We start from the raw sequence: 15,958 nt of genomic DNA on the forward strand, positions 1-15,958 counted from the left end.
AGCTGAAACCCGGTTTTGCGCACGCTCGACGCGAAGCGTCGGCGTTTTGAGCAGTAGGCAGGTAGGCGGGTAGCCTGCCCGAGGCAGGGCGCGTAGCTCAGTGGTAGAGCTCTGGTTTTACACACCAGCGGTCGGCGGTTCGATACCGTCCGCGCCCACCAGTGTTGAGCAATCAGCTGTGACGCACCGCCTCCTGGGCCAGCTGCACCCGAGAGGTGAGGCCCAGTTTGCGGTAGATGTGGGTCAGATGCGCCTGCACGGTTCGCGGCGAGATGAACAGCCGCGCGGCGACATCCTTGTTGCCCAAGCCGTCACTGACCAGTCTCACGACGTCGCGCTCGGCACGGGTCAGCGATGACCATCCACTGCTGGCGCGCTTGCGTTCGCCGCGGCCGCGCTGCGCGTACGCGATCGCTTCCTCGATCGATAACATCGCACCCTCGCCATAGGCGGCGCCGAAGTCATTGTCGCCCAGGGCATCCCGAACTGCTGCGATCCTCGCCTCGTCATCGGCCGCGAGCGCCTTGAATTGCACCAATCCGATGTTCTGGCGGGCCGATTCGGCTGCACCGAACAGGCGCGCTGCCATCTGGTGGTTGCCGGCGTCGCCCGCCGCAAAGGCGAGGCAGTCGAGAGCGAACGGAACGGCGACATCGCCTCCCAGCCGAGCAATCAGATTGAGCGCGTCGTGAGCATCACGTTCGGCAGCATCGAACTCGCGCTGCGCAATCTCCACGTACGCGCGTGACGCCAACGCGATCGATAAGCCGCAGCCCTTGATCACCGATACGGCATCATCAGCCCAGCGACGGGCGGTAGCGAGATCGCCGCATGCCAACGGCGCTAACGCCGCCCAGCTGAAGGTGGAAGCGATCTGGGCATCCATGCCGCTGCATCGCAGCGCTGCTTCGTAGGATTTCCAGGCCGCAGAGGCGTCGCCCGCCGCCAGGTGCGCTATGGCAAACGCCGTGTGCACCGGACCTTCGTAGTATTCGAAGAGCGCGGATGCGCTGCGGAGCGCCGCCTCTGCCACGGCTCGAGCACCGGTCAAATCCCCGGTGTACGCGAGCGCGTATGCCCGAAGTACGGACCCATACATCGCGAACATCGGATCGTGCGCCGCATTGGACTCCTCGACCACCTCACCCAACCGGACGGCGCCGCCGAGCAGGTCGCTGCCGTAAATCTTCATCCAGTTCAATGCCAAGTCGCATTGACGAGTGAGGAAGCCGTCGCCGATTCGGTCCGCGATCCGAAGGCCTTCCTCCGCCGCGGCCTGAACATCAGCGATTGGTTCGCCGCCGATGAGACCTGCGAAACTCTCGTGGGCCCGGATTCGGGCCAACGTCCGTAAATCGCCCAGATCTCGGGCAATGCCTGCCGCCTCGGCGTAGTACTGCCGCGCAGCGTCGGCGTCGTTGGCAGCTCCGATCAATCCGCAGGCCGTCAGCGCGACCGCCACCAGCGATGGGTCGCCGAATTGCCGTGCCATTGCCAGAGTTCGTACAGCGTCATCGAGGACATCGGCCCTGCCGAGCTGCGAAAGCAGCTGGACCCTGTTCGCCGACGCCCGTACGAACGCCGCCGAAATCTCGCCGTTCGCTTGGCTCCCGTCAGCCAGCGCGGCGCCGAGCCAGTTCAATCCTTCCTGGATACGGCCCCGCGTGAGCCACAGCGGCTGCAGCGACGACGCCAGCGTCAGCGCAAGCTCAGTTTCAGAACCCTCCCGACTCCACCCGAAGGCGGCTCGAAGATTGTCGAGTTCGGTTTCCGCCCAGTCGATTCGCCGTTCGTAGTCGATGTCTGCCGGCGCGTCGAGCGAGGCGGCCTCCCCGGTGTAGTGGTCGCGGTGCCGTGCCCGCAGATCATCGCCTTCACGAGACTCGCCGAGTTTCTCCTGCGCGTACTGGCGGACCGTCTCCAGCAGCCGGTAGCGGGTGCCACGCGGGCTGTCGTCGGCGACGACGAGCGATTTGTCGACCAACAGCGTGAGCTGATCGAGCACCTGATAGCGCTCCATCTCGCCGACAACGGCTTGGGCCGCATCGAGATCGAACCCGCCGAGGAACACCGCCAGCCGTCGAAACAGCACCTGTTCGGGCTCGGACAGCAATGCGTGCGACCAGTCCACCGATGCGCGCAGTGTCTGCTGGCGTCGGACCGCGGTACGCGCACCACCGGTCAGCAGGCGGAACTGATCATGCAGGCTGTCCAGGATCTCGGTCGGCGACAATGCGCGGACCCGGGCTGCGGCGAGCTCGATGGCCAACGGAAGTCCGTCGAGCCTGCGACAGATCTCGGTCACCGTCTCGGCGTTGTCCGCCGTCACACGGAAGTCGGGCTTGGTCCGGCGGGCGCGGTCGCTGAACAGATCGATCGCTTCGCCGGCCAGCGAGAGGGAGGGCACTCGCCAGCTCACCTCACCGGCAACGCCGATGGGCTCGCGGCTGGTCGCCAGCAGTGTCAGCGCCGGGCACCCGGCCAACAGCCCGATGATCAGCTCGGCGCTGGCGTCGAGCAGGTGCTCGCAGTTGTCCAGCAAGATCAGCATCCGGCGGTCGCGAACGAACCGACGCAGCACGTCCATCGTCGGTTGGCCGGGCTGGTCAGGCAGGCCCAACGCCCGTGCCACCGTGACGGCGACGACGTCGGGATCGGTGATCGGTGCCAAGTCGACGTACCACAGGCCGTCGACGAATTCGCCGCCTATGTTGGCGGCGACCTGCACCGCCAGGCGGGTCTTACCGGCGCCGCCCGCACCGGTCAGCGTGACGAGTCGGTTGTCGGCGAGCGCCTCGCGGATGCCGTTCATTTCTGATTGGCGCCCAATGAAACGCGTCAGTTGTACCGGAAGGCGCTCGTTGGCGAAGGTATTCGCGGTGCGCAGCGGCGGGAAATCGTTATGCAGATCGGGATGGCAGAGTTGCACAACCCGTTCCGGGCGTGGCAGGTCGCGCAGCGGGTGAGCGCCGAGATCGGTCAAGGTGACGCCGGTCGGCAGCTGGTCTACGACGAGCGGTTCCGCCGCGCCGGAGAGCACCGTCTGGCCGCCATGGGCGACATCGCGTAGCCGTGCGGTGCGGTTGATCGTCGGGCCGATGTAGTTGCCTTCGTCGCGCAGTTGGATATCGCCGGTATGCACGCCGATGCGCAATTTGATCGGCGCCAGCGGCGCCCGCTGCAAGTGCAGGGCACAGGCGACCGCGTCGGCGGCGCGGGCGAACGCGATGACGAAGCTGTCGCCCTCGCCTTGCTCGACGGGCCGCACACCGTGGTGGGCCGCGACAGCATCCGACAGCGTCTGGTCGAGGCGCACGACGGCGGCCTTCATCGCCTCGGGCTGGGTCTGCCACAGGCGAGTCGACCCCTCGACATCGGCCAGCAGCAACGTGACCGTTCCGGTCGGAAGCTCGCGGATGTCTCCCATGTCTGTGCCGCTCCAGCTGGTTTCGCTCATGCTAGCCAGCATGCGGTGACGTGCGGCACGAAACATCAGCAAAAGCGCTCATAGTCGCGGCAGGGGTATGCGTACGCATGGCGCAGCGGTGGTGAGGCGGTGCAGACAAGAGAGGACGTTTAGCGTCGCACCGTCCAATAGCCCGCTGACGCCGCGGCCGTCTCGCAAGCCCAACGCCGGCCCCGTTGTCTGGTGGACGCTGGCAGCGCTCATCGTCGTGGCCATCGTGCTGATCATTCTGCTGGCTTAAGACCGCATCACCCTGGCGGCGCGAAGAACTCCAGCGCGATGCCGTCCGGGTCTCGAAAGCTCAACCCCGAGCCGTAGCGGGCGTCCACGATGCCGCCGTGGTGGACACCCAGCTCGTTGAGTCGCGTCATCCATTGCTCCAGCTCGGCGCGGTCGGCGCAGCCGAAGCCAACATGGTCGAGGCCGACGCGGAACTCGCTGAATCGCTCGTCGGGAGCGGAACGTTCGTGCTGGTGGAGGCCGAAGATCGTCCCGCCGTCGAGCATCCAGACCAGATGGCGAAATCCGGCGTCGGTGTGCTCGTCGAGGACTGGGTCAGTGCCGAGCAGTTTGCGGTACCAGGGGCCGCTGACTGTCATGTCGCGCACCGTGATGGCGACGTGGTTGAGCGCCGGGAAAGCCATGAGTCTGCTCCCTTCGGAACATTTCGCGGGCCGCGCCCGGCCCAGCAGTGTGACCTGCGTCGCAATGAGGGGGTCGATGAAACGAGCAACACATTTACTAAGGCTAACGAGTCGATAATGATAGTTAGCATGACTTCACAACTAACGCCGGAGCGTTCCACTTCGCTTGCGCCGGAGGCGCCGGAGGCGCCGGAGACGGCGAAGACGCCGAAGACCGAGGAAACCCGCGAGCGCATCTATCTGCAGCCCTGGTTTCTGCTGGCGATGGTCTGCATGGCCGCCATTGTGCTGCTCGCCATCTACGGCTAGTCGTCACACGATTCGCCACCCGCGCCGAGCGCGAAACCGCATGTCCCATAGATAAAGCCGGTAACCGAAGATCCAGGCCTGATGCGGTATCAGCCGGTCAGCCAGTCGCAGGGCGCTCAGCAGCCACTCGAACCGGCGCTGTTGGGATGGTGACCAGTCCAGCTGCATCAACGCGCGGAACTCCGGCGCCAGGAAACCCGTCGTCGCGAACAAATTGAACGGTCCGGCCAGCGCGCGCAACGGCCACGGCAGGAACGCCACCGAGGCGACGCCGCGAAGATGCTCGCGAACCGGCGGATCGATGTGCAGCTCGTCGAGCGAGCGCTTCCAGTATTCGTCGAACGCGGCGCGGTCCGGCGGCCACATCCCCTCGCGCACCTGCAGCGTGGTGCCCAGCCGTTTGGCGTCTTGATATACCGCGTCGGCGGCGACGTCATCGAGCGCGCCGTGCAAAAACTCGTGCTGGTCGACGAAATAGCGGTACAGGCAGGCCGCCACCCACAGCTGCAACTGCGGGTTGAACGCGTTGTAGGAGACCGGGCTCGACGGCGTCGACCGCACCTGCTGATGCGCGGTGTCGACGGCAGCGCGGATCAACTCGCGGTCGGCGTCGGTTCCGATCGTCGCGACGGCCAGGTAGGTGCCGGTGGTGCGGGCCCGCTTGAACGGATGCTTGTAGACGTTGCCGCTGTCGACCGGGCTTTCCAGCACGCCGTAGCCGACGCCCGGCAACGACAGCTGCATGATCACATTGGCGGCGGGCGACAGCGTTGCGGCGGGATTGAGCAGGTCGGCCACCCGGGTGGAAGGGCGCTTCATCGTGGATACCGCCTCATATCACCGAGTAGACCATGTGTGAGACGCTGCCGGAATGTTTGCGGTGCGACAGCTGCTGGGCGCGCTGGTCGGCTACCTGGCCGACTTGCTGCTGGGCGACCCGCAGGCCGGTCATCCGGTGGCCGCCTTCGGTGCGACGGCGGCGGCCCTGGAGCGGGTCAGCTACCGCGATAGCCGGGTCGCCGGCGCCGCACACGTCGGCGTGCTGGTCGGCGCCATCACCCTTGTGGGGGCAGCGCTGCAGCGGTACACCGAGCGGCGCGGTCCGTCGTGGTCGGTTGCCGCCACCGCGGTGGCCAGCTGGATATCGCTGGGCGGGACATCACTTGCCCGCACCGGCGCGAACATGGCGGAGCTGCTGGAGCGCGGCGACGTCGAGGCCGCCAAGCGACTGCTGCCGTCGTTGTGCGGCCGCGATCCGGCGTTGCTCGACGCTGAAGGGCTGGCCCGTGCGGCAGTGGAATCGGTCGCCGAAAACACTTCCGACGCGCATGTGGCGCCGCTGCTGTGTGCGGCGGTCGGTGGGGCGCCGGCGGTGCTGGCGTACCGCGCCGTCAACACCTTGGACTCGATGATCGGCCACCGTTCGCCCCGCTATACCCGATTTGGCTGGGCAGCAGCACGTTTGGACGATCTGGCCAACTATGCGGCAGCGCGGGTGACTGCGACGCTGGTGGTGATGTGCGCGCCGGCCGTCGGCGGATCACCAGCCGGTGCGCTGCGGGCCTGGATACGTGATGCCGACCGCCATCCCAGCCCCAATGCCGGTGTCGTCGAGGCGTCGTTCGCTGGGGCGCTGGGGGTGCGACTGGGCGGGCCGACGCAGTACCACTACGAACTGCAGATCCGGCCAACCCTCGGCGCGGGGCCGTCACCGTCGGTGGCCGACCTGCGCCGCGCGGTGCTGCTTTCCCGGGTGGTGCAGGCCGCGACGGCGCTGTTGGTGGCGTTCACCGCCGCCGGCCATAGCGATCGGTGAGCTTCTCTTCGACGGTCTTGGGCGCGGTGGGATCGCCGGTTGCCGCCTTTTCCGCACGGCGGACGCGGATCTCGGCGTAGACGAAATAGCCCAGCAGGATGGGCGCGACGATGCCGAACGAGATCCACTGGATGCCATACGACAAGAACGGCCCGGCATCCAAGTGCGGCACCCCGATCACGCCGAGCCCACCGGGCTGGTTGTCCACCAGTTGCAGGTAGGAGCCGGCCAGCGGCACCCCGGTCAGGTTCGCTATCTGATCGATGTCGATGGAATACACCTGCTGCACACCGTCTGTGGTGAACGGATCCTTGCCGCGTGCCGGCGCTTCGGAGTCACGCAACCGCGCCGTGATGGTCACCGCACCGCTGGGCGGTGGCGGTATCGGCGGCACTCGCGAGCCCTGTTCTGGCCGGACATAGCCGCGGTCGACCAACACGGTGGGACCGGCATCCACAACGAACGGGACCAGCACTTCTAACGAGGGCTCCCCGCCGGCCACGCGTAGCCGGGCCAACACCTGCCCATCCGGCAGATAGTGCCCGGTGGCCGTCACCTTTCGCCACTGCGCATCGGGTGCTGACGAATCTTGCTGCGGCAGCAGCGTTTTCACCGGGACCGGGGCGGTACTCAGGGACTGCTGGATTTGGTCGTTCTCTCGCGAGGTCTTGCTGTTTTTTCCCAGCTGCCACGGTGCGAGCACGGTGAGACACAGGTAGGTGAACGCGATCACCACCACCGCCAGCGCCAACCAGCCCGGCCGCAACAGGAACGCCAAACGCCGCATCAGTGGTGACCGTTTTGGGCAAGTCGCTCGTCGACCCAATCATGCAGCCCGGGCAGGGCGGCCTCGATGGTGGCGAAAACCGCCTCGAAATCATCGTGATCGCCGTAGTAGGGATCATCGACGTCGAGCGCGTAAGCACCGGACCGCGGGTCGAACGACCGCAGCATTCGTACCCGGTCGGGGTCGACCCCGAGCTGGCGCAACAGCCAGACGTGGTTCCGCGCCAAGGCGATTACCAGGTCAGCTGTCAGGTGGTCGCTGTCGAGGTGCGCCGCGCTGTGCTCAGTGGGATAGCCGTGCGCGCGCAGCACCCAGTTGGTGCGCTCGTCGGCACATTTACCTATATGCCATTCGGCGGTACCCGCACTGGTCACCCGCACCGCGTCGTGCAGCCCGCGCTGGCTGATCTGATGGGCGAACATTTTCTCGGCCATCGGCGACCGGCAGATGTTGCCGGTGCAGACAAACGTGATGTGCAGCCGTGGATCAGACACCCAGCATCCTCCGCAACTCCGCGACCGTGGCGACCCGGGCGACACCACTGTCTTCGGCGAAGTCGGCGTGCCCGTAGCCCCACTCGACCACCACCGCGTCGATGCCGTGGGCGGCCGCGCCTTCGACGTCGTGCACGCGGTCGCCGACCATCAGCACGCGCTCGGGCAGCGGCCGCAGCTGCGCCAACGCGTGGGCCAGCACGTCGACCTTGCTGCTGCGCGACCCATCGAGGGTGGCTCCGGCGACGACCTCGAAATGCTCGTCGAGCGCGAAGTGGGCCAGGATGCGGCGCGCGGTCGGCTCGGCCTTGGAGGTGGCCACCGCCAGCCGAACATCGGCGGCCCGCAAATCCGCCAACAGCGCCCCAATCCCGTCGAAGAGCGTGTTCATCGCCCAGCCGCGGGTGCTGTAGTCCGCGCGGTAGGCCGCGATCGCTGCATCGGTGCGCTCACCCAATCCCAGCCCGGACAGGGTGTGGTGCATCGGCGGGCCGACGATCCGGCTCGCCAGATCGCCCTCGGGCTCGGCCGCACCGACGTGGCGCAGCGCGTGGCGAAAGCTGGAAACGATCCCGTCGGCGGAATCGGTCAAGGTGCCGTCGAGGTCGAATATCACCAGCTGCGCCGCAGCAGAGATTATGCCGGTCACCTTCTCATTGTCTCCGATGCGCTGACCTGCCCTGCCACTGAGGCCGTTACTGTTTCAAGCGTGGCGAGTCTGGACCCGACCCCGCTTGCGGTGGCGCGCTACCACGGCGATCAGGCCGCTGAGCCGGGCATGCTGGACTTCGCCGTCAACGTTCGTGATCCGCAACCGCCGGCATGGCTGATCCGGCGGCTGACCGACCGGCTGCCCGACCTCGCAAGATACCCGGGAGTCGACGACGAGCGGGCCGCCATTGCAGCGGTGTGCGCCCGCCACGGCCGCGCCCCCGACGAGGTGACGCTGCTGGCCGGCGCGGCCGAGGGGTTCACGCTGCTGGCCAACCTGTGCCCGCGACAGGCCGCGATCATCGCGCCGTCGTTCACCGAACCGCACATTGCGCTGGCCGCGGCCGGGATCCCGGTTCAGCATGTTGTGCTCGATCCACCGTTCGGCCTGGCCGGTGTGCAGGTGCCCGACGAGGCAGATCTGGTGGTGCTGGGCAACCCAACCAATCCGACCTCGGTGCTGCACCGTCGCGAGCAGATCCACGCGCTGCGCCGCCCCGGCCGGATCGTGGTGGTCGACGAGGCGTTCGCCGACGCGGTTCCCGGTGAGCCGGAGTCGCTGGCCGGTGCTGCGCTGCCCGACGTGCTGGTGTTACGCAGTCTGACCAAGACCTGGTCGCTGGCCGGGCTGCGGGTGGGCTACGCGCTCGGGACGCCCCAGGTGCTGGACCGGCTGACCTCACGACGCGCGCACTGGCCGGTGGGCACTCTGCAACTGGCGGCGATCGCGGCCTGTTGTGCTCCGGATGCGGTGGCCGAGGCGACGGCCGGTGCTCGGCGGCTGGTGGCGCTGCGGGCCGAGATGGTGTCCGGACTGCAATCCGTGGGTGTCGACGTGGTTGACGGTCAGGCGCCGTTCGTGCTGTTCACTGTCGGTGACGCCGAGCTGGTTCGAAAGCGGTTGCACGCCAAGGGTATTGCGGTTCGCCGCGGCGACACGTTTGTCGGTCTGGACGGACGGTATCTGCGGGCGGCGGTGCGTCCGGAGTGGCCGCTGCTGGTCGAGGCGCTGCGAGAGGTGCTGGAATGACTGTGCGGTTGGCCGATGTCACCGGCGTGCTCGACGAGGCATATCCGCCGCGACTGGCCCAGTCATGGGATTCGGTCGGGCTGGTCTGCGGTGACCCCGAAGACGCGGTGGAATCGGTGACGATTGCGGTCGACGCCACCGCAGCGGTGGTCGACGAGGTCCCCGACGGGGGACTGCTGCTGGCCCACCATCCGTTGTTGTTGCGCGGGGTGGACACCGTGGCCGCCAGCACAGCCAAAGGCGCACTGGTGCACCGGCTGATCCGTTCAGGACGTTCGCTGTTCACCGCGCACACCAACGCCGACTCCGCCTCACCGGGGGTCTCCGACGCGCTGGCCCAGACGTTGGGGCTGACCGTCGAGGCAGTGCTCGAGCCATTGGCGGCGACGTCCAACCACGACAAGTGGGTCGTTTTCGTCCCGCCGGAACACGCCGAGGCGGTGCGGGCGGCGGTGTTCGCCGCGGGCGCCGGCGAGATCGGCGACTATGCGCATTGCAGCTGGAGCGTCACGGGCACCGGCCAATTCCTGCCCCGCGACGGAGCTTCGCCCACAATCGGCAGCGTTGGCGCCGTCGAGCGGGTGATCGAGGACCGGGTCGAGTTCATCGCGCCGGCCCGACTGCGGCGTGAGGTGCTTTCGGCGCTGCGGGCCGCCCACCCTTATGAGGAGCCGGCATTCGACATCATCGCGCTCGCATCACCGCCCGGCGATGTCGGGTTAGGCCGCATCGGCGCTCTGACGCACCCAGAATCGTTGCGCGCATTCGTCTCCCGGGTCAGCACCGGCCTGCCACAAACGTCATGGGGGGTGCGCGCGGCCGGCGACCCAGACGCGCCGGTATCACGGGTGGCGGTGTGCGGCGGCGCGGGGGACTCATTGCTCGATGCGGTAGCCGGCGCAGATGTGCAGGCATATGTCACCGCCGATCTGCGGCACCACCCGGCTGACGAGCACCGTCGCGCCTCTGATGTGGCCTTGATCGACGTCGCCCACTGGGCCAGCGAATACCCGTGGTGTGGCCAGGCCGCCGACGTGCTGCGGTCGGCATTCGGTGATGCGCTGCCCGTACGGGTGTGCTCCATTCGCACCGATCCCTGGAACGTCGACAATTCCGCCGAAGGCCTACCGTCATGAAAGCTGCCGTAGTGCAACAACAGTCGCTACTCGAGTTGGCCGAGCTGGACGCCGAGCTGTCCCGACTCACCCATCGGGCGGGCCATCTGCCCGAACAGCAGGACTATCAGCGGATGCAGGCTGAACACGGCGCCGCCACCGACCGGCTGGCCGCGGTGCGAATCGCGTTGGAGGACTTGGACGCCCAAGTATCTCGATTCGAGTCGGAAATCGACGCGGTGCGCCAGCGTGAGGACCGCGACCGCTCGCTGTTGCAGACCGTGGCAGACGCCAAACAATTGTCCGAGCTGCAGCACGAGTTGGAAACGTTGCAACGCCGCCAGACCAGCCTGGAGGATTCGCTGCTGGAGGTGATGGAGCGCCGCGAGGAACTGCAGGCTCAACAAACCGTCGAGTCGACGGGCGTCGACAAGCTGCAGGACGATCTCGGCAACGCCCAACAAGCCCTCGACCGTGCGCTCGCCGAGATCGACGACACTCGCCGGCAACGTTCGTCGCGGCGCGACGAGCTGACGGCTGCGCTAGATCCGGAACTGGTCGCGCTCTATGAACGGCAACGTGCCGGCGGTGGCCCCGGCGCCGGGCCGCTGCAGGGACGCCGGTGCGGAGCCTGCCGAATCGAGATCGACCGCGGTGAGCTGTCCCGGATCGCGGCGGCCGCCGACGACGACGTACTGCGCTGCCCTGAATGCGGCGCAATCCTGTTGCGCACCATCGGCTCCGGCAAATGAAGGTCCGTGTCGAGGCCGACGGCGGGTCGCGCGGCAACCCCGGGCCGGCCGGGTACGGATCGGTGGTGTGGTCGGCCGACCGTTCGACCGTGTTGGCCGAGAGCAAGCAGGCGATTGGCCGCGCCACCAATAATGTCGCCGAATATCGTGGGTTGATCGCCGGCTTGGATGAGGCGGCCAAACTCGGCGCTACCGATGTCGCGGTGTCGATGGATTCCAAGCTGGTAGTCGAACAGATGTCGGGACGCTGGAAGGTCAAACATCCCGAACTGGCCGAGCTACACTCCCAGGCCCGGGCCCTGGCAGCACGTTTCGAGCAGATCAGCTACACCTGGATACCGCGGGCGGAGAACTCGTATGCCGACCGGCTGGCCAACGAAGCGATGGATGCCGCCGCGGAGGCCACCGAAACTGCTCCACCCGCCGCGGCAACCGAGACAGTCACGGCACCCGGCTGGACTGGTGCTCGCGGAGCGGCCACTCGGCTGCTGCTGTTGCGGCACGGGCAGACCGAGCTGTCGGTACAACGGCGTTACTCGGGACGCGGTAACCCGGCGCTGACCGAACTGGGGCGGCAACAAGCCGATGCGGCGGCACGGTATTTGGGCCAACGGGGCGGAATCGCGGCGGCGATCAGCTCGCCGCTGCAGCGCTGCTATGACACCGCGACGACAGCCGCCAAGGCGCTGGGTTTGGATGTGACGGTCGACGACGACCTGATCGAAACCGATTTCGGCGCCTGGGAAGGCCTGACTTTCGCCGAGGCCGCCGAGCGCGATCCTGAGCTGCATCGACGCTGGCTGCGCGACACCAGCACCAGGCCGCCCGGCGGTGAAAGCTTCGACAGCGTGCACCAGCGGGTGGTGGCAGCGCGCGATCGGATCGTCGAAGAGCACAGCGGTACAACGGTGTTGGTGGTGTCGCACGTGACGCCGATCAAGATGCTGCTGCGACAGGCGCTCGAGGCCGGAGCCGGCATCCTCTACCGGCTGCACCTGGATCTGGCGTCGTTGAGTATCGCCGAGTTCTACCCTGACGGGAACTCGTCGGTGCGGTTGGTGAACCAGACGGCCTATCTCTAACTGTGTAGGTGCAGGCGTTCGCCGTTGGCGCCGAAGATCACGATGGCCTCCACCGGAGTGTCCACCGCACCGAACCAATGCGGGGTCCAGGTGGAGAACTCGACCGCCTCACCAGGTTTGATCGCGAAGTCTCGGTCACCGAGCAGCAGGCGCATCCGGCCGGAGAGCACGTACAACCATTCCTGCCCCTCGTGCACCGGCAGCTCGGTCGGCGGCGAGCGACGTTTGACGCGAATCTTGAAGGTGTGCAAACCACCGGCCGGACCCTGCCGCGTCAGCGGCCAGTATGTGATGCCGTGCCGGGTATGCGAGGAGCCCCGCACTCGCGGGTCGGGTTGCTCGGGCTCCCGCAGCAACTCATCCGTGCTGACCGAAAGCGCCTCGGCCAATCGGGGTAAGTGATCCAGGGCCAGGCGCCGCTTGCCGGATTCCAGGCGGCTCAGCGTCGAAATGTCGATATTCGCCCGCACCGCCACGTCGTCAAGCGTCATGCCGCGCTGCATGCGCAGCTCTCGAAGCCGCCGGCGTACCACGACATCCACCGAGTTGTCAGAGTTTGCCTGCATGGCAAATTAGGTTGGCAGACCAGATCGGTGCCTGCAAGCTTTGGGTATGGAAACTGAACTCGACGACGTGCAGCAGTTCTGGGAGCAGCACTATCGCCAAGCCGATCGGGTGTGGAGCGGACGGGTCAATGCGCACCTGGCCGAGGTGGCCGGGCAGCTGACGGCCGGCCGAGCCCTTGATCTGGGCTGCGGTGAGGGAGCCGATGCCGTGTGGTTGGCCGAACGCGGATGGCAGGTGGTGGCCGTCGACGTCTCGGCGACCGCGCTACAGCGCGCAACCGCCGACGCTCGCCAACGGAACCTATTGGATCGCATCGACTTCCAACGCCTCGACCTTTCCGATAGGTTTCCGGCCGGGAGCTACGACCTGGTGTCGGCGCAGTACTTGCACTCACCCGTGCGGCTGGAACGCGAGCAGGTGTTGCCACGCGCCGCCGGTCATTTGACACCCGGCGGTGTGTTGCTGATCGTTGACCACGGGTCGGCGCCGCCGTGGTCGCAGCACCAGGATTACCCATTTCCCAGTGTTTCTGACGTACTTGCCGCACTGCCGCTGACCGACACCGACCTGCGTCCGGTGCGTGCCGAGAGTGTGGAGCGCCAGGTTACCGGGCCGGACGGGCAAGTCGGCACGGTCACCGACAACATCATCGTACTGCGACGCGACAGTCAGGCCGCGTCGTGAAAGATCAACCCCAGCGCATAGCGCTCACCGGACCGGACTACGGAAAGACCGTGGCGCACCGGTGATGTCGACCAACCGCGGGTCGATTGCACCGGCCGGTCGCGAGTGGTGAACAGATAACCATGACCCTGCGGCAGTTGGGTTGCGATGCCGCGGGACTGTGCCCGCGGACGTTGTTCGACGAGCAGGAACTCACCGCCGGTGTACTCGGTGGCCGGATCGCTCAGGTTGATCACTACCTGAAGCGGAAAAACCAGCTCGCCGTACAGGTCTCGGTGTAGCGCGTTCCAGCCGGTTGCGCCGTACTTCAGCATCAGCGCCGTCGGTTTGGTCTGATCGGCCGCGTGACACATCGTCAGCCACTCGTCGAGGCTGTCGGGCCACGGTGTGTCGCGGCGAAGCTTGGTGTACCAGTCCCGGGCGATCGGCAGCAGTCGTGGAAACAGCGCCTGTTTGAGCCGCTCGATCGGCTCGGGATACGGTGCCCGGAAGTACCGGTACTGCCCGGCGCCGTAGCGGTGGCGCTCCATCTCGATGGTTTTGCGGAAAAGCTCGTCGTGGTCATAGAGCCCGCGGAGCTTATGCGCCTCGGCACGGGTGAGGAGGCGGGGGAGCAGCGCACCGCCATGGTCGTTGAGGTCGGCAGTGATGGCGTCCCAGTCAGCCGCCTCGACACGCTGGAGCCATCTATTGACCTGCGTCACCGTTCTCACGATAGGCAATGTCGCCGAAGTCGTGTATGATCGAACGTATGTTCGAGAACTTGGCGCTTGTTGACGCGGCTAGCGAGGAATCGGCGCTGGTGGAGCGCATTGCCGAATTGGAGCGTGTCAAGTCCGCGGCGGCCGCTGGGCAGGCCCGGGCGGCGGCCGCTTTGGATGCAGCGCGGCGGTCCGCCGAGGCCGCGGACGGCGTTCCTGCGGTACGTCGCTGTCGTGGCGTGGCCACCGAGATCGCACTCGCGCGGCGCGATTCCCCGGCCCGGGGCAGCCGGCACCTCGGGTTCGCCAAAGCGCTCGTACACGAGATGCCGCACACCCTCGCGGCGCTGGAGACCGGAGTGTTGTCGGAGTGGCGGGCAACTCTGATCGTGCGGGAAAGCGCATGTTTGGACGTCGAGGACCGACGGACACTGGACGCTGAGTTGTGCGGTCAGCCCGCCGATCTCGACGGCTTGGGTGATGCCCGGGTAGCCGCGGCCGCCAAAGCGATCGCCTATCGACTCGACCCGCACGCTGTCGTCGAACGGGCGGCCAAAGCAGCAAACGAACGTACTGTGACCATCCGGCCCGCGCCTGACACCATGACGTATTTGACCGCGCTAATCCCGGTCGCCCAAGGCGTATCCGTGTATGCCGCGCTGCGCCGGGAGGCGGACATTTGCGGTGATGGACGACCACGTGGCCAGGTGATGGCCGACACGCTGGTCGACCGGGTCACCGGGCGCAGTGCGGCGACGGCGACGCCGATCGCCGTGAACCTGGTGCTCTCCGACCAAACCCTGCTCGGCGGCGACAACACGGCGGCGGATATCTGCGGCTACGGCCCGATACCGGCGGCAGTCGCGCGCGGATTGATCTCCGCCGCCGTCGCCGACTCACAGTCGCGCGCCACCCTGCGGCGGCTCTACGCACATCCGCGCTCCGGTGCGCTGGTGGCGATGGAGTCCAGGGCGCGCTTGTTTCCGCGCGGCTTGGTCAAGTTCATCGAGTTCCGGGACCAGCGGTGCCGCACTCCATATTGTGATGCGCCGATCCGGCACCGCGACCACGCTCTGCCGCATCGTCGCGGTGGTGCGACTTCAGTCCTGAATGGGCTCGGGACTTGTGAACGATGCAACTACGCCAAAGAGGCTGCCGGTTGGCGGGTAAACACCAGCGTCGACCAAAAAAGCACCCACACAGCAGAATTCACTACCCCGACGGGTGCGCGCTATCGCTCGGGAGCGCCACCGGTTGCAAGAGCTCCTGCTGGGATCGAGGTCAGCGAGTTGGAAGTCGCCGTCGCCATCCGGTTGTCGGATCTCCATGCCGCCTAGACGGACTGGCCTGGACATTCGACAGCAGGTACGGTGATCAACGCGGACGAGTTGGCTGGGCGGCCGCGGCTCGTGCTGGTTCGCCATGCGGGTCGAGGAAAGTCCGGACTTCACAGAGCAGGGTGATTGCCAACAGCAATCCGAGGTGACTCGCGGGAAAGTGCCACAGAAAATAGACCGCCACCTTCGCGGTGGTAAGGGTGAAACGGTGCGGTAAGAGCGCACCAGCATCCCGGGTGACCGGGATGGCTCGGCAAACCCCACCCGAAGCAAGGCCAAGAAGGCCGCACTGCGGTGCGGTCGCGCAGGTGTCCGAGGGTTGCTCGCCCGAACCTGCGGGTAGGCCGCTTGAGGCACCCGGTGACGGTGTGTCCAGATGGATGGTCGCCGCCTCGCCGCCAGACATGGCGGCGCGGAACAGAATCCGGCTTACAGGCCAACTCGTCCGCCCCGCTCGACGCAC

At 66.9% G+C, this 15,958-nt stretch carries 16 protein-coding genes, 1 tRNA gene and 1 other RNA gene; 10 read left to right on the plus strand and 8 right to left on the minus strand.

Features of this window, described 5'->3' with window-relative positions; translation table 11 throughout:
* Positions 1 to 86: 86 nt before the first annotated feature.
* Positions 87 to 161, plus strand: a tRNA-Val gene (locus AC5Y42_RS14415).
* Between the two features lie 11 nt (positions 162 to 172).
* Here the strand turns inward: AC5Y42_RS14415 and AC5Y42_RS14420 are convergent.
* Both AC5Y42_RS14420 and AC5Y42_RS14425 read right to left on the minus strand, forming a co-directional pair.
* Positions 173 to 3,469: a LuxR family transcriptional regulator gene (locus tag AC5Y42_RS14420; protein WP_499899063.1), complete on the minus strand. Its 3,297-nt coding sequence runs from the start codon at positions 3,467 to 3,469 to the stop codon at positions 173 to 175.
* Between the two features lie 245 nt (positions 3,470 to 3,714).
* Positions 3,715 to 4,110 (minus strand): VOC family protein, encoded by a 396-nt coding sequence (locus tag AC5Y42_RS14425; RefSeq protein ID WP_499899064.1) that lies wholly within the window; start codon positions 4,108 to 4,110, stop codon positions 3,715 to 3,717.
* Positions 4,111 to 4,239: 129 nt separating this feature from the next.
* On the opposite strand from AC5Y42_RS14425, the gene AC5Y42_RS14430 reads away from it, so the two are divergent.
* On the plus strand, positions 4,240 to 4,419 hold the full coding sequence (locus AC5Y42_RS14430) for a hypothetical protein (RefSeq protein WP_499899065.1): 180 nt from the start codon (positions 4,240 to 4,242) through the stop codon (positions 4,417 to 4,419).
* A gap of 3 nt (positions 4,420 to 4,422) precedes the next feature.
* On the opposite strand, the gene AC5Y42_RS14435 is transcribed toward AC5Y42_RS14430, so the two are convergent.
* Positions 4,423 to 5,238, minus strand: coding sequence for an oxygenase MpaB family protein (locus AC5Y42_RS14435; RefSeq protein ID WP_499899067.1), 816 nt, complete (start codon positions 5,236 to 5,238; stop codon positions 4,423 to 4,425).
* A gap of 52 nt (positions 5,239 to 5,290) precedes the next feature.
* On the opposite strand from AC5Y42_RS14435, the gene AC5Y42_RS14440 reads away from it, so the two are divergent.
* Positions 5,291 to 6,235 (plus strand): cobalamin biosynthesis protein, encoded by a 945-nt coding sequence (locus AC5Y42_RS14440; protein ID WP_499899068.1) that lies wholly within the window; start codon positions 5,291 to 5,293, stop codon positions 6,233 to 6,235.
* Here AC5Y42_RS14440 and AC5Y42_RS14445 read toward each other — a convergent pair.
* From AC5Y42_RS14445 to AC5Y42_RS14455, 3 genes are read right to left on the minus strand one after another with little or no spacing between them, the layout of a single operon-like run.
* Positions 6,207 to 7,022, minus strand: coding sequence for an SURF1 family cytochrome oxidase biogenesis protein (locus AC5Y42_RS14445; protein ID WP_499899071.1), 816 nt, complete (start codon positions 7,020 to 7,022; stop codon positions 6,207 to 6,209). The genes AC5Y42_RS14440 and AC5Y42_RS14445 overlap by 29 nt on opposite strands.
* Positions 7,022 to 7,516: a low molecular weight protein-tyrosine-phosphatase gene (locus AC5Y42_RS14450; RefSeq protein ID WP_499899073.1), complete on the minus strand. Its 495-nt coding sequence runs from the start codon at positions 7,514 to 7,516 to the stop codon at positions 7,022 to 7,024. Before AC5Y42_RS14450 ends, AC5Y42_RS14445 begins: the two co-directional genes overlap by 1 nt.
* A complete protein-coding gene (locus AC5Y42_RS14455) occupies positions 7,509 to 8,165 on the minus strand; it encodes an HAD hydrolase-like protein (protein WP_499899076.1) in 657 nt (218 codons plus the stop codon). Before AC5Y42_RS14455 ends, AC5Y42_RS14450 begins: the two co-directional genes overlap by 8 nt.
* A 60-nt stretch (positions 8,166 to 8,225) precedes the next feature.
* On the opposite strand from AC5Y42_RS14455, the gene cobC reads away from it, so the two are divergent.
* From cobC to AC5Y42_RS14475, 4 genes are read left to right on the plus strand one after another with little or no spacing between them, the layout of a single operon-like run.
* A complete protein-coding gene (gene cobC / locus AC5Y42_RS14460) occupies positions 8,226 to 9,257 on the plus strand; it encodes an Rv2231c family histidinol phosphate aminotransferase CobC (RefSeq protein WP_499899077.1) in 1,032 nt (343 codons plus the stop codon).
* Complete coding sequence (locus AC5Y42_RS14465) at positions 9,254 to 10,393, plus strand: Nif3-like dinuclear metal center hexameric protein (protein ID WP_499899079.1); 1,140 nt, start codon at positions 9,254 to 9,256, stop codon at positions 10,391 to 10,393. The genes cobC and AC5Y42_RS14465 overlap by 4 nt, the downstream gene beginning before the upstream one ends.
* Positions 10,390 to 11,124, plus strand: a complete 735-nt coding sequence (locus AC5Y42_RS14470; RefSeq protein WP_499899081.1) for a zinc ribbon domain-containing protein — start codon at positions 10,390 to 10,392, stop codon at positions 11,122 to 11,124. The genes AC5Y42_RS14465 and AC5Y42_RS14470 overlap by 4 nt, the downstream gene beginning before the upstream one ends.
* A complete protein-coding gene (locus AC5Y42_RS14475) occupies positions 11,121 to 12,206 on the plus strand; it encodes a bifunctional RNase H/acid phosphatase (RefSeq protein WP_499899083.1) in 1,086 nt (361 codons plus the stop codon). The genes AC5Y42_RS14470 and AC5Y42_RS14475 overlap by 4 nt, the downstream gene beginning before the upstream one ends.
* On the opposite strand, the gene AC5Y42_RS14480 is transcribed toward AC5Y42_RS14475, so the two are convergent.
* Complete coding sequence (locus AC5Y42_RS14480; RefSeq protein ID WP_499899084.1) at positions 12,203 to 12,772, minus strand: helix-turn-helix domain-containing protein; 570 nt, start codon at positions 12,770 to 12,772, stop codon at positions 12,203 to 12,205. The two genes, AC5Y42_RS14475 and AC5Y42_RS14480, sit on opposite strands and share 4 nt — an antisense overlap.
* Positions 12,773 to 12,818: 46 nt before the next feature.
* Between AC5Y42_RS14480 and AC5Y42_RS14485 the strand changes: the two genes are divergently transcribed.
* Complete coding sequence (locus AC5Y42_RS14485) at positions 12,819 to 13,457, plus strand: class I SAM-dependent methyltransferase (RefSeq protein WP_499899086.1); 639 nt, start codon at positions 12,819 to 12,821, stop codon at positions 13,455 to 13,457.
* On the opposite strand, the gene AC5Y42_RS14490 is transcribed toward AC5Y42_RS14485, so the two are convergent.
* Positions 13,442 to 14,161 carry a 2OG-Fe(II) oxygenase gene (locus AC5Y42_RS14490; RefSeq protein ID WP_499899087.1) on the minus strand — a complete coding sequence of 240 codons (720 nt, stop codon included), beginning with the start codon at positions 14,159 to 14,161 and terminating at the stop codon, positions 13,442 to 13,444. The two genes, AC5Y42_RS14485 and AC5Y42_RS14490, sit on opposite strands and share 16 nt — an antisense overlap.
* A 47-nt stretch (positions 14,162 to 14,208) precedes the next feature.
* Here AC5Y42_RS14490 and AC5Y42_RS14495 point away from each other — a divergent pair, with 47 nt between their 5' ends.
* Together AC5Y42_RS14495 and rnpB are read left to right on the plus strand one after the other, a co-directional pair.
* Positions 14,209 to 15,495, plus strand: a complete 1,287-nt coding sequence (locus AC5Y42_RS14495; RefSeq protein ID WP_499899089.1) for an HNH endonuclease — start codon at positions 14,209 to 14,211, stop codon at positions 15,493 to 15,495.
* A 47-nt stretch (positions 15,496 to 15,542) separates the two neighbouring features.
* Positions 15,543 to 15,943, plus strand: an RNA gene (rnpB, locus tag AC5Y42_RS14500) — RNase P RNA component class A.
* Positions 15,944 to 15,958 lie beyond the last annotated feature (15 nt).

This window comes from Mycobacterium sp. NGS48 (assembly GCF_059812585.1).

Bases quoted from the DNA above. Each gene is read 5' to 3' on its own strand.
- AC5Y42_RS14475 (WP_499899083.1), top strand. From the start codon at position 11,121: ATGAAGGTCCGTGTCGAGGCCGACGGCGGGTCGCGCGGCAACCCCGGG.
- AC5Y42_RS14435 (WP_499899067.1), bottom strand. From the start codon at position 5,238: ATGAAGCGCCCTTCCACCCGGGTGGCCGACCTGCTCAATCCCGCCGCA.
- AC5Y42_RS14425 (WP_499899064.1), bottom strand. From the start codon at position 4,110: ATGGCTTTCCCGGCGCTCAACCACGTCGCCATCACGGTGCGCGACATG.
- AC5Y42_RS14445 (WP_499899071.1), bottom strand. From the start codon at position 7,022: ATGCGGCGTTTGGCGTTCCTGTTGCGGCCGGGCTGGTTGGCGCTGGCG.
- AC5Y42_RS14440 (WP_499899068.1), top strand. From the start codon at position 5,291: ATGTTTGCGGTGCGACAGCTGCTGGGCGCGCTGGTCGGCTACCTGGCC.
- AC5Y42_RS14465 (WP_499899079.1), top strand. From the start codon at position 9,254: ATGACTGTGCGGTTGGCCGATGTCACCGGCGTGCTCGACGAGGCATAT.
- AC5Y42_RS14430 (WP_499899065.1), top strand. From the start codon at position 4,240: ATGACTTCACAACTAACGCCGGAGCGTTCCACTTCGCTTGCGCCGGAG.
- AC5Y42_RS14420 (WP_499899063.1), bottom strand. From the start codon at position 3,469: ATGCTGGCTAGCATGAGCGAAACCAGCTGGAGCGGCACAGACATGGGA.
- AC5Y42_RS14485 (WP_499899086.1), top strand. From the start codon at position 12,819: ATGGAAACTGAACTCGACGACGTGCAGCAGTTCTGGGAGCAGCACTAT.
- AC5Y42_RS14495 (WP_499899089.1), top strand. From the start codon at position 14,209: ATGTTCGAGAACTTGGCGCTTGTTGACGCGGCTAGCGAGGAATCGGCG.
- AC5Y42_RS14480 (WP_499899084.1), bottom strand. From the start codon at position 12,772: ATGCAGGCAAACTCTGACAACTCGGTGGATGTCGTGGTACGCCGGCGG.
- AC5Y42_RS14470 (WP_499899081.1), top strand. From the start codon at position 10,390: ATGAAAGCTGCCGTAGTGCAACAACAGTCGCTACTCGAGTTGGCCGAG.